Here is an 11635-nt window from a genome sequence, read left to right on the forward strand (position 1 = left end):
ATGAAGGTGCGCATGACCTTGCTGGCCGGCATCGCGGCCGCGGCGCTGCTGTCCGGCGTGCCGGACGTCGGCGCTCAAGCCACCGAAAAGACAACGCAAACCCAGGGAGAGTTTTTCATGACCGAACCGAAGGCGTTCACCCTCGAAGTGCCCGGCGCGAGCATCTACTACGAGCGGCAAGGTTCCGGCCCGCCGCTGCTGATCATCCCGGGCGGGCCGCAGGACGCCGGCGTCTTCGCCGAACTGTCAGCTCGGCTTTCGCATTTCTATACGGTCGTGACCTACGATCCGCGCGGCAATTCACGCACCACGACCGATGCGCCGCTTGGCGACCTCGACCTCGGCGTGCAGGCCGACGACGCCGCGGCTCTGATCGATGCACTCGGCGACGGCCCGGCCTATGTGTTCGGCACCAGCGGCGGCGCACAGATCGGGCTCGAGCTTGCGGTCCGTCATCCGGCGAAGGTGAGGACGCTGGTGGTGCACGAACCGCCGGCCATCATGCTGCTCGACGATCCCACAGCGCAGCTCGCCGCCGACAAGGATATCCACGACACCTACAAACGGGAGGGCGTCGACGCCGCGATGGCAAAATTCTTCGGCATGAACGATCTGGACGCTGGGCCGGGGCACGGCGCGGAGGGACAGGCGGCTGGCGAAGTTCCGGCTGATGCCGAGCCCGCCGGCCCGCCCGGTTCCGACATGCCCCCTGAGGCGGCCGAGACATTCGTCCGCGTCAGCGGCAATTTCGAGTACTGGCTGGCGCACGGCATGCTGCCGCTCTCGACCTACCGCCCCGACGTCGCCGCGCTGAAGGCGGGCGCGCCGCGCATCGTGGTGGCGATCGGCGAAGGCTCGGCGGGCCAGCCGATCGAAGAAATGGGCCGTGCGCTGGCGAAAAGTCTCGAGACCGCGCCGGTCGCCTTCCCCGGCGACCACATGGGCTTCGAGCCGCATGCGCAGCAGTTCGCAGAAGTGCTTCGCAGATCCTTCGCCGGCAAATGAACGGCAGCAATGTCTGTGCCAGGGTGGCTCGCTTGTGCGATTGTCATCCTTCGCGGGTCGGCCGGTTTCGACGCTGTCGAAGCAGCGGTGCGATGGAGCGGGATGAGATGGTCCGCCCGTCTCATCGCTGCTTCGTGTCGCGCGCGGCCGGGGCGGGAAGGCGCTACCGGGCTTCGCGCGCGATCCCCTTGTCCATCCCGTTGCGCTCGCGGATCGAGTCCGCGTCGAGCTCGCTCCGGTAGATGGCGTTCAGGATCTTGCAGGCGGAGCGGGCGCGTATCTCCTCGCGTCCATGCAGTGGCCCGCCGCCCAGCGTAGCCAGGGTATTGCGAACGGAATCCCACACCGCCCACTTGCCGGAGGGTTCCCGCTTGCAGAAAAATCTCGGCTCGTTCCTGTCCACGTCGCCACCTCCGCACGGACCGGCGTGGTGGCGGAGCCGCCCGGCCCGGAAACGCCGGGCGCGCATGCCGATCTCAGGCGGCCGGAAGATTTCGGCCGCCATCGACCTATGAAGACCCGTTCGTTTCGATTCGATTTCGTTTCGGCTGGGTATTGTTTCGCGATTGTGACAGGCGCGTCTCGCGCCTGTCCCTGCCGAGCAGGGAGGGACAGCAAGGGCGGAGTCAACCTCGACTTGGCTTCGCCGCATCCGGGAGAGGCGTCCGTGCGGCGCGCTCCCGGCGGCGAACGTTCGGCGGCGTCCGGGGGGGGGGGGCGTCTAGCCTTCCGCGGATTTCGCCGCCTCGACCGGCTTCTTGCGGCGGAAGAGGTGGCCGGTGCGCTCGCCGATCAGGCCGAACAGCACGTAGAGGCCGGGAATGACGAGGATGCCGATGCAGGTGGCCGCAAGCATGCCGGCGACCACAGTTGCGCCGAGCGAGACGCGGCTGGCCGCTCCCGCGCCGGTAGCGATCACCAGCGGCACCGAGCCAAGGATGAAGGCCAGCGCGGTCATCAGCACGGCGCGGAAGCGCATATGCCCGCCCTCGATCGCCGCTTCCACGATGTGCTTGCCGGATTCGTGGCTTTCCTTGGCGAACTCGACGATCAGGATGGCGTTTTTTGCCGCCAGACCGATCAGAAGCACGAGCCCGATCTGCGCGTAGATGTTGAGGCCGAGGCCTACTGCCCTGATGCCGAGGATGGCGCCGAGCACGGCCACGGTCACCGAAGTGATGACCGCGAAGGGGATGGTCCAGCTTTCATACTGGCCGACGAGGAACAGATAGCCGAACAGGATCGCCAGTGCGAAGACCACGATGGTCTGGTTGCTGACCAGCGCCTCCTGATACGAAAGGCTTGACCATTCGAAGGCGTAGCCGGCCGGCAGCGATGTCGCCGCGACTTTTGTCAGCGCGTCCATCGCCTGGCCGGACGATACGCCAGGCGCCGGCGTGCCGTTGATCGTCGCGCTGGTGAACTGGTTGTAGCGGGTGAGCAATGTCGGCTGCAGTGTCGTGGTGGCGGTGGCGAAGGCGCGCACCGGCACCATCACCCCGGTGGAACTGCGGACATAGAGTGTCAATATGTCCTCAGGAGTGCGCCGGAATTGCTGGTCCGCCGCGACATTGACCTGATAGACTTGGCCCAGAATGTTGAAATTGTTGACATAGGCCGAGCCGAGCTGCGCCTGCAAAGTGTTGAAGATGGTCGAAATCGGGATATTCAGCCGCTCGGCGCGCACCCGGTCGATGTCGAGGAAGATGCCCGGCACCTCGGACGAGAAGGTCGAATAGGCCGAGCCGATGGCCGGATCCGCGTTGGCCGCGACGATGAAGGAGCGCATGACTTGCGCGAGTTCCTGCGGCGACTGGCCACCGAGCGCCTCGAGACGGAAGTCGAAACCTTCGGCATTGCCGACGCCGGGGATCGCGGGCGGCGGGAAGGCGATGACGTTGGCTTCCGACAGTCCCGCAAATTGGCGGCTGAGGTTCGCATAGATGCCGCGCAGGCCGGTCTCCGGCGTCTTGCGTTCTTCCCACGGTTTCATGACGATGAGGGCCAGGCCGCTATTGGGCTGCGAGGCGCCGGTGAGCAGGCTGTAGCCCGACACCGTGACGACGTTGGCGACGCCGTCGATGCTTCGCCCGATATCCTTGACCCTGTCGAGCACGGCCTGGGTACGCGGTAGGGAGGCGGCGTCCGGCAGTTGCACGTTGACGAACAGGATGCCCTGGTCCTCGTTGGGGATGAAGGCGGTCGGGGTCTTTGTGAACATCCAGTAGGCCGCGCCGCCGACCAGCACCACCAGCAGGCCGGCGACGAGCGAGCGGCGCGCCAGGAAGCCGGTGATGCCTGTGTAGCCGTTGCGGGTGCCGTCCAGCCCGACGTTGAACCAGCGGAACGGCCCCCGCGCCGGCTTGGGATGCCGCAGCAGAACGGCGCAGAGCGCCGGGCTGAGCGTCAGCGCGTTGATTGCCGAGATGGTGACCGACGCAGTGATGGTGATAGCGAACTGCCGGTAGAGCTGGCCGGTGATGCCGGGCAGGAAGGCGGTCGGCAGGAACACCGCGATCAGCACCAGCGTGGTCGACACGATCGGGCCCGTCACCTGCCGCATGGCGATGCTGGCCGCCTCGGCCGGAGTGATTCCCGGTTGCTCCTCCATCACGCGCTGGACGTTTTCGACCACGACGATGGCGTCGTCGACGACAAGGCCGATGGCGAGGATGAGCGCGAACAGCGTGACTGTGTTGGCCGAGAATCCGAACGCCAGCAGCACCGCGAAGACGCCGATCAGCGAAACGGGGATGGTCACCGCCGGGATCAGCGTGGCGCGCCAGTCCTGCAGGAAGACGAACACGACGACCAGCACGATGACGGCGGTGATGATCAGCGTATGGATGATCTCGTCGATGGTGGCACGCACGAAGTCGGTCGAATCGTAGATCACCTGGTAGGAGACGTCGTCGGGGAAGCGGCTTTTCAACTGTTCCAACTCGGTCTTTACCCCCGCGGCGACGCCCAGCGCGTTCGACCCCGGCGACTGGTAGATGGCGATGGTGGCGGAGGGGGCGCCGTTGAGCCGGCTGACCGAACTGTAGGTCTGGGCGCCAAGCTCGATGCGCGCGATGTCTCGGACGCGGACGATGCCGCCGGCTTCGCTGGTCCGCACGATGATGCTGCCGAACTCCTCCGGGCTGTCCAACAGGCCGAGCGCGGTGATCGAATATTGCAGCACCTGGTCGTCGGGGATCGGCGGTGCGCCGATGAGGCCCGCCGCAGCTTGCACGTTCTGCTGCTCGATGGCGTTGGTGACATCGTCGGTGGTGATGCCCAGTGCCGCCATGCGCTCGGGATCGAGCCAGATGCGCATCGAATAGTTGAGAGGACCCATCAGCGTGGCCGAGCCGACGCCGTTGACGCGCGACAGCGGGTTGACGACGTTGATCTGCGCGTAGTTCGACAGGAACAGGCCGTCATTCGTGCCCTTGGGCGAGAAGACGTTGATGATCAGCAGGAAGTTGGGCTGCTGGGCGCGCACGTTGACGCCGAGGCGCGTCACGGCGGAGGGCAGTTGCGGGGTGGCCAGCGCCACGCGGTTCTGCACGTTGACCTGGGCGATGTCGGGATCGGTTCCGACGGCGAAGCTCACCGTCAGCGTGTAGCTGCCGGTCGAACTCACGGTCGAGGCCATGTAGATCATGTCCTGGACGCCGTTGACCTGCTGTTCGATCGGGATCGCGACCGTGTCGGCCAGCGTCTGCGCGTCGGCGCCCGGATAGGTCGCGGTCACCTGGACGGTCGGCGGAGTGATGTTGGGATATTGCGCGACCGGGATGTTGAGCAGCGCGATGGCGCCGGCCAGCGTTATCAGGATGGCGATGACCATCGCCAGGCGCGGGCGCTGGATGAAGATGTCGGCGAACATCTTTTTCAGTTCCCCGATTTAGCTGGAGTGGGGTTCACCACGACGCCGGCCTGCACCTTCTGGATGCCGGAGACGATGATGATCTCGCCGCTTGCAAGCCCTGACTGCACCGACCAGTCGACGCCGACCCGTTCCCCCAGGGTGACGCGGCGGATCACGGCGCGGTTGCCGTCGCCGAGGACGAACACATAGGCGCCATCCTTGTCCTGCAGGACGGCCGAGGCGGGCACCAGCGGCAGCTCTACGGATTGGCCGACCTGCACGGTTACCGAAACATACTGGCCGGGGACGAGCTGCAGCCCGGGGTTGGGGAACTCGGCATAGACGGCGATGGTGCCCGTGTTGGGGTCGATCGTATTGTCAATGAAACCGATCTTGCCGGGCTGGTTGTATGTGGTGCCGTCGGAGAGCGTGAGCGTGGGCTGGTATTTTGACGCACCTGCGACGAGGCCTTTGTTGTTCGGCTTTAATGCGTCGACGACTTGCAGATATTCGCGGTCGGAGATGGAGAAGACGACGCGGATCGGGTCGGTCTGGACGACGGTGGCGAGCGTGCCGCTGGACGGCGAGACGAGGTTGCCGACGGTGATCTGCGCCTTGCCGATGCGGCCGCTGATCGGCGTCGTGACGTCGGTGTAGGAAAGGTTGAGTTCGGCGGTCTTGACCTGCGACTCCGCCTGCGCGACTTGCGCCTGCGCCTGCCCGAGTTGGGCGGAAGCGGTGTCACGCGAGGCGGTCGCCTGGTCGACCGTCGACTGCGGCACGTCCTTGGTCTTCAGCAGTGCGATCTGGCGGTCGAGCGTGATCTGCTGTTGCTTGAGGTTGGCATCCGCACCGGTCACGCTGGCTTGCGCCGATTGCAGCGTGGCCTTCGCTCCGTCGAGCGCGGCCTGATAGGTGTCCTTCTCGATGCCGAAGGCCAGGCTGCCGGCCTTGACGAAACTGCCTTCCTGGAAGTTGACCGAATCGAGGAAACCCTCGACGCGGGCCATCAGATTCACCTGCTGGATCGCCTGTACCGTGCCGACGAATTTGCCCTGGCGCGTCACCTCGCCGAGTTTGACGGCGGCGGTTTCGACGGCTGCCGGCGGCTTTTCCGCCTCCTGGGCCGAGGTGGGCCCGACAAGGGCGCAGCAGGCCGCCAACGCCAACAGCGACGAACGCAATCCGGACAATGGCACGATGGCGGCCTCCCCCTCAAAATCAGGTCGAAAAGCTTCAATGACGACAGGCGGTTAACAAAGCTTTTGGCTGAGGATTTTAGGACAGGCTTGTGACGAGTGATAGGCCTCAAATCCAGAGAACGCCGGCTGGGGATGTTCCTCCCGGCATGTCGTCGACTTTGCCTTCGCCGGGCCTGGCCAGTTCCCCCGCTCCCTCGCGTCATCCCGAAGGCGACTGCCGAGTTGTCCGGGCGTAGTGCAGGGGCGCGCTGCGCGACCGCTGTGGGCCGATCGGCATCGCAGGCGATCTATCCGGTGTTTGCGACCATAGACGTGCGCTCTCCTAGAATCTTTGCCGCGATCATCCGGCCGATCGGGATCGCCGATGTCGCGGCCGGGGACGGCGCGTTGCAGACATGCAGCGTCCGGTCGGTCCCGGCGAACAGGAAATCGTGGATCGCTTCGCCCCTCGACGTGACCGCCTGCGCGCGGATGCCCGCCGGATAAGGCTGCAGGTCATCGATGGTCAGGCTCGGGCAATATTTCCGGCATTCCTCAAGGTAGCCGCCTCGCCACAGCGAATTCCTGAGTTCCGCCGCGGCGTGCCGGCGGTTGTTCGCCACCAGCTTCCAGAATCCCTTGAAGGTGACGAGATCCAGCGTGTCGCGCAGGTTGAATGACAGTCTCGGATAGCCTTCGCGCGAAAGCCCGAGCACCGCGTTCGGGCCGACGGTGACACTACCGTCGATCATGCGCGTCAGGTGGATGCCGAGGAAGGGAAGGTCCGGGTCGGGGGCCGGATAGATCAGGTGCTTTACGATCCGGCTCTTGGCGGACGGCAGGACGAAATATTCGCCGCGGAACGGCACGATGCGGAAATCGACCTTGGCGCTGGCCAGGCGCGCCAGCCGGTCGGCCTGCAATCCCCCGCAGCAGACGAGCTTGCGCGCCGACCATGCCTCGCCGTCGGCTTCGATCCGCACGCGGTCCGTTTCTTCCTCGATCCGGGTGACGGCCTTGCCGAGTCGGATGTCGGCCCCTGCCTCCCGCAACAGATCGGCCATCGTCTCGCAGATCTGCCGGTAGCTGACGATCGCCGTTTCCGGGCTGAGCAGCGCGCCGATGCCGGTGATGTTCGGCTCGATGTCCCCCAGTTCGCCGGCGCTGACACGCGACAGCTTGATCCCGTTGGCGGTGGCGCGCTCGTATAGCGCCTCGGTGCGGCGCAATTCGACCTCGTTGGTCGCCACGATCAGCTTGCCGCAGGTGTCGTAGGCGATGCCATGCTCGTCGCAGAACGCCTTGGTGGCGCTCAGGCCCTCGACGCAGAGTTTTGCCTTCAGGCTGCCCGGCGCATAGTAGATGCCGGCATGGATGACGCCGCTGTTGTGGCCGGTCTGATGCATGCCCACACGGCCCTCCTTTTCCAGCAGGAGCAGGCTGGCGCCGGGGCGCTGGCGGACGAGTTCCAGAGCGGTTGCGAGGCCGACGATGCCGCCGCCGACGACGCAGAAGTCATGGATCATCGCAAGGACCTTCGAAACTGCAGTGTCGCGCTGACGCCGCACCCAGCCGCAATACCGCATCAGCCAGGCCGATGGAAACAACCGCCACGGCGGCGACATAACCCCGGCAGCGCGACAATCCATCGCCAGATTCTTATTGCAAACCATTCTCATTTGCATAAATAGAAAGCCGCAGATGAGATCAAATCGCAACAGGAGGTGTTTGTGCTCGACGAAATCCGGCGGTTGGTGGTGGCGGCTGCGATAGGGTTGCTGGCGATCGCGGCGGCCGGCTGGAGCCCCGCGGCGGCGCAGGAGAAGTTCAAGGTCGTGACGACCTTTACCGTCATCGCGGACATGGCGAAGAACGTCGCGGGCGATGCCGCGATCGTCGAGTCGATCACTAAGCCGGGCGCCGAGATCCACAACTACGCGCCGACGCCCGGCGACATCCAGCGCGCGCAGGGCGCACAACTCATCCTGTGGAACGGGCTCAATCTCGAACTCTGGTTCGAGAGATTCTTCCAGAACCTGAGCGACGTGCCAGGCGCGGTGGTCTCGGACGGGATCGAGCCGATGGGCATCGCCGAGGGCCCCTACACCGGAAAACCCAATCCGCATGCATGGATGTCGCCCAAGAACGCGCAGATCTATGTCGACAACATCCGCGACGCCCTCGTGAAATACGATCCAGCGAACGCCGAGACCTACAAGGCCAATGCCGAGGCATACAAGGCCAAGATCGAGGCGACGATCACCCCGATCCGGGAGAAGCTGGGGACGATCCCCGAAGACAAGCGCTGGCTGGTGTCCAGCGAAGGCGCCTTTTCCTATCTCGCCCGCGATTTCGGTCTGAAGGAGCTTTATCTCTGGCCGATCAACGCCGACCAGCAGGGCACGCCGCGGCAGGTGCGCAAGGTGATCGACGCGGTGCGGGAGAACGGCATCGTCGCGGTTTTCAGCGAAAGCACGGTTTCGGACAAGCCCGCCAGGCAGGTGGCGCGCGAGACCGGCGTGCATTACGGCGGCGTGCTCTATGTCGACTCGCTCAGCGAGGCCGACGGGCCGGTGCCCACCTATATCGACCTGCTTCGGGTGACGTCCGACACGGTCCAGAAGGGTCTCGACGAAGGGCTGTCGCAATGAACGCAGCCGTTCGGCCTGTCCCCGCCACCCTGCCGGGTGCGGAAGGCCTCTCCGTCCGCGGCGCCACTGTCGCCTACCGCAACGGCCTCACCGCGCTGCGCGACGCCAGCTTCGCCATCCCGACCGGCACGATCACCGCGCTGGTGGGCGTCAACGGCTCCGGCAAGTCGACGCTGTTCAAGGCGATCATGGGCTTCGTGCGGCTGTCGAAGGGCGACATATCCATTCTCGGCCTGCCGGCCGCGGCCGCCTTGCGAAAGAACCTCGTGGCCTATGTGCCGCAGGCCGAGGAGGTGGACTGGAACTTTCCGGTGCTGGTCGAGGATGTCGTCATGATGGGCCGCTATGGCCACATGAACATGATGCGCATCCCGAAGGCGGCCGACCGCGAGGCGGTGTCGGCGGCACTCGCCCGCGTCGGCATGAGCGACTTCCGCAAGCGCCAGATCGGCGAATTGTCGGGCGGCCAGAGGAAGCGCGTCTTCCTCGCCCGCGCGCTGGCACAGGAAGGCCGCGTGATCCTGCTCGACGAACCGTTCACCGGCGTCGACGTCAAGACCGAGGACGCTATCATCAGCCTGCTGCGCGCGCTGCGCGACGAAGGCCGCGTGATGCTGGTGTCCACGCACAATCTCGGCAGCGTGCCGGAATTCTGCGACCGCACGGTGCTGCTGAAGAACACGGTGCTCGCCTACGGGCCGACAGCCGAGACCTTCACCCAGGCCAATCTGGAAAAGGCGTTCGGGGGCGTGCTGCGTCACTTCGTGCTCGGAGGAGCGGGGCTGCACCAGGACGACGACCGGCGCCGCCTTGCCGTGATCACCGACGACGAAAGGCCGCTGGTCTTTTACGGCGAGAATGGAGCCATGCAGCAAAAGCTGCGCGAGGCGGCCGATGACTGAGCTGCTTTCCGAACCGTTCGCCTATCAGTACATGCTAAACGCGATGTGGGTGTCGGCCTTGGTGGGTGGCGTGTGCGCCTTCTTGTCCTGCTACCTGATGCTCAAAGGCTGGTCGCTGATCGGCGACGCGCTCTCGCATTCGATCGTGCCGGGCGTCGCCGGCGCCTACATGCTCGGCCTGCCGTTCTCGATCGGCGCCTTCTTCTCCGGCGGGCTCGCCGCCGCGGCCATGCTCTTCCTCAACCAACGCACCAAGCTGAAGGAGGACGCCATCATCGGCCTGATCTTCTCCTCCTTCTTCGGCCTTGGCCTGTTCATGGTGTCGCTGTCGCCGACTTCCGTGAACATCCAGACCATCGTGCTCGGCAACATCCTCGCCATCACGCCGGAAGACACGCTGCAGCTCGCCATCATCGGCTTCGTCTCGCTGGCCATCCTGCTGGTCAAATGGAAGGACCTGATGGTCGTCTTCTTCGACGAGAGCCATGCGCGCTCGATCGGCCTCAACCCGACTGCGCTCAAGATCATGTTCTTCACGCTGCTGTCGGCCTCCACGGTCGCGGCGCTGCAGACTGTCGGCGCCTTCCTCGTCATCTGCATGGTGGTGACGCCCGGCGCGACCGCCTATCTGCTGACCGACCGCTTCCCCCGCCTGCTGCTGATCGCCGTGGCGATCGGCGCCGCGACCAGCTTCTTCGGCGCCTATGCCAGCTATTTCCTCGACGGTGCGACCGGCGGCATCATTGTGGTGCTGCAGACGACGATCTTCCTCGCTGCATTCTTCCTCGCGCCCAAGCACGGCATGCTGGCCGCCCGCCGGCGGGCCGCGCAAGCGCTGGAGACGCAGGCATGACCGTCCTCGACACGCTGCTTGCGCCGTTCCAGTTCGGCTTCATGGTCAACGCGCTGGTGATCTCGGCGCTGGTGGCGGTGCCGGCGGCACTGCTTTCCTGTTTCCTCGTGCTGAAGGGCTGGTCGCTGATGGGCGACGCCATCAGCCATGCCGTCTTCCCCGGCGTGGTGATCGCCTACATCGTCGGCTTGCCCTATGCCGTCGGGGCCTTCGCGGCCGGCATGGTCTGCGCCGTCCTGACCGGTTTTCTCAAGGACAACAGCCGCATCAAGCAGGACACGGTGATGGGCATCGTGTTCTCCGGCATGTTCGGACTGGGGCTGGTGCTTTACGTCAAGATCCAGTCGGACGTACATCTCGACCACATATTGTTCGGCGACATGCTGGGCATAGGTCTCCGCGACATCGTCGAGACGGCGGCGATCGGGATCGTCACCGCCGGCATCATCGCCATCAAATGGCGGGATTTCCTGCTGCACGCCTTCGATCCGGCGCAGGCGAGAGCGGTCGGGCTGCGCGTCGGCCTGCTGCACTACGGACTGCTGTGCCTGATCTCGCTGACCATCGTCGGCGCCTTGAAGGCCGTCGGCATCATCCTCGCCATCGCCATGCTGATCGCGCCGGGCGCCATCGCCTTCCTGTTGACGAAAAGGTTCAGCGCCATGCTGGTTCTGTCCGTTGCGATCGCCGTCGTCGCGTCCCTTCTCGGCGTTTACCTCTCCTTCTTCATCGACAGCGCGCCGGCTCCCACCATCGTCCTGCTGCTCACCGGCATGTTCGTCGCGGCTTTTTTTGTCGCGACGGCCAGGACGGCGCGTGCCGAGGCGGCTTGAAATCCGGACGATGCACGGTCGACGGGGCGGAAGAAATCCGCGCCGGCCTTGCTTCGCTTGCGAACTTACCCCCACCCCTAACCCTGCCGGGGCGAGCCACGCGTCTCGCCCGTCCTTCGGACCCCCACAGGGGGAGGGGGATCGGCGGCATCTCGGTGTAGCGCCATCGCCGACGATCTTGCGCGGCATGGCGGCCGGCAAGTTCCCCCTCCCCCTTGGGGGGAGGGATTAGGGGTGTCCGACCCGGATAGATAGGTAACGGAATGGACCGGATAGATGGGTGACAGTTTTCTTGTCCGCCGGGAGGACCGGCGATGGGATGGCGAGAGACTGGCATCATGGACGAGCGGCTTT

9 protein-coding genes are annotated in these 11635 nt (G+C 65.3%); 5 read left to right on the forward strand and 4 right to left on the reverse strand.

The features are described 5' to 3' along the window. Positions 1–1005, forward strand: a complete 1005-nt coding sequence (locus RB623_RS17650; RefSeq protein ID WP_308058215.1) for an alpha/beta hydrolase — start codon at positions 1–3, stop codon at positions 1003–1005. A 163-nt stretch (positions 1006–1168) separates the two neighbouring features. Here the strand turns inward: RB623_RS17650 and RB623_RS17655 are convergent, their stop codons facing one another. The 4 genes from RB623_RS17655 to lhgO all read right to left on the reverse strand — a co-directional run bounded on the left by RB623_RS17655 (position 1169) and on the right by lhgO (position 7565). Beyond that, positions 1169–1510 (reverse strand): hypothetical protein, encoded by a 342-nt coding sequence (locus tag RB623_RS17655; RefSeq protein ID WP_308058216.1) that lies wholly within the window; start codon positions 1508–1510, stop codon positions 1169–1171. Positions 1511–1726: 216 nt separating this feature from the next. Continuing rightward, complete coding sequence (locus tag RB623_RS17660; protein WP_308058217.1) at positions 1727–4879, reverse strand: multidrug efflux RND transporter permease subunit; 3153 nt, start codon at positions 4877–4879, stop codon at positions 1727–1729. 5 nt (positions 4880–4884) lie between these two features. Next, positions 4885–6060, reverse strand: a complete 1176-nt coding sequence (locus RB623_RS17665; RefSeq protein ID WP_308058218.1) for an efflux RND transporter periplasmic adaptor subunit — start codon at positions 6058–6060, stop codon at positions 4885–4887. 290 nt (positions 6061–6350) lie between these two features. Next, complete coding sequence (lhgO, locus tag RB623_RS17670) at positions 6351–7565, reverse strand: L-2-hydroxyglutarate oxidase (protein WP_308058236.1); 1215 nt, start codon at positions 7563–7565, stop codon at positions 6351–6353. Positions 7566–7772: 207 nt separating this feature from the next. On the opposite strand from lhgO, the gene RB623_RS17675 reads away from it, so the two are divergent. The 4 genes from RB623_RS17675 to RB623_RS17690 are packed head-to-tail and all read left to right on the forward strand — an operon-like array spanning position 7773 to position 11281. Beyond that, positions 7773–8693, forward strand: a complete 921-nt coding sequence (locus tag RB623_RS17675; protein ID WP_308058219.1) for a metal ABC transporter substrate-binding protein — start codon at positions 7773–7775, stop codon at positions 8691–8693. Then, a complete protein-coding gene (locus RB623_RS17680) occupies positions 8690–9595 on the forward strand; it encodes a manganese/iron ABC transporter ATP-binding protein (RefSeq protein WP_308058220.1) in 906 nt (301 codons plus the stop codon). Before RB623_RS17675 ends, RB623_RS17680 begins: the two co-directional genes overlap by 4 nt. Continuing rightward, positions 9588–10448 carry an iron/manganese ABC transporter permease subunit SitC gene (gene sitC, locus RB623_RS17685; RefSeq protein WP_308058221.1) on the forward strand — a complete coding sequence of 287 codons (861 nt, stop codon included), beginning with the start codon at positions 9588–9590 and terminating at the stop codon, positions 10446–10448. The genes RB623_RS17680 and sitC overlap by 8 nt, the downstream gene beginning before the upstream one ends. Further along, a complete protein-coding gene (locus RB623_RS17690) occupies positions 10445–11281 on the forward strand; it encodes a metal ABC transporter permease (protein ID WP_308058222.1) in 837 nt (278 codons plus the stop codon). Before sitC ends, RB623_RS17690 begins: the two co-directional genes overlap by 4 nt. The last annotated feature ends 354 nt before the right edge of the window (positions 11282–11635 follow it).

The organism is Mesorhizobium sp. LHD-90 (assembly GCF_030929505.1).
Classification (GTDB): domain Bacteria; phylum Pseudomonadota; class Alphaproteobacteria; order Rhizobiales; family Rhizobiaceae; genus Kumtagia.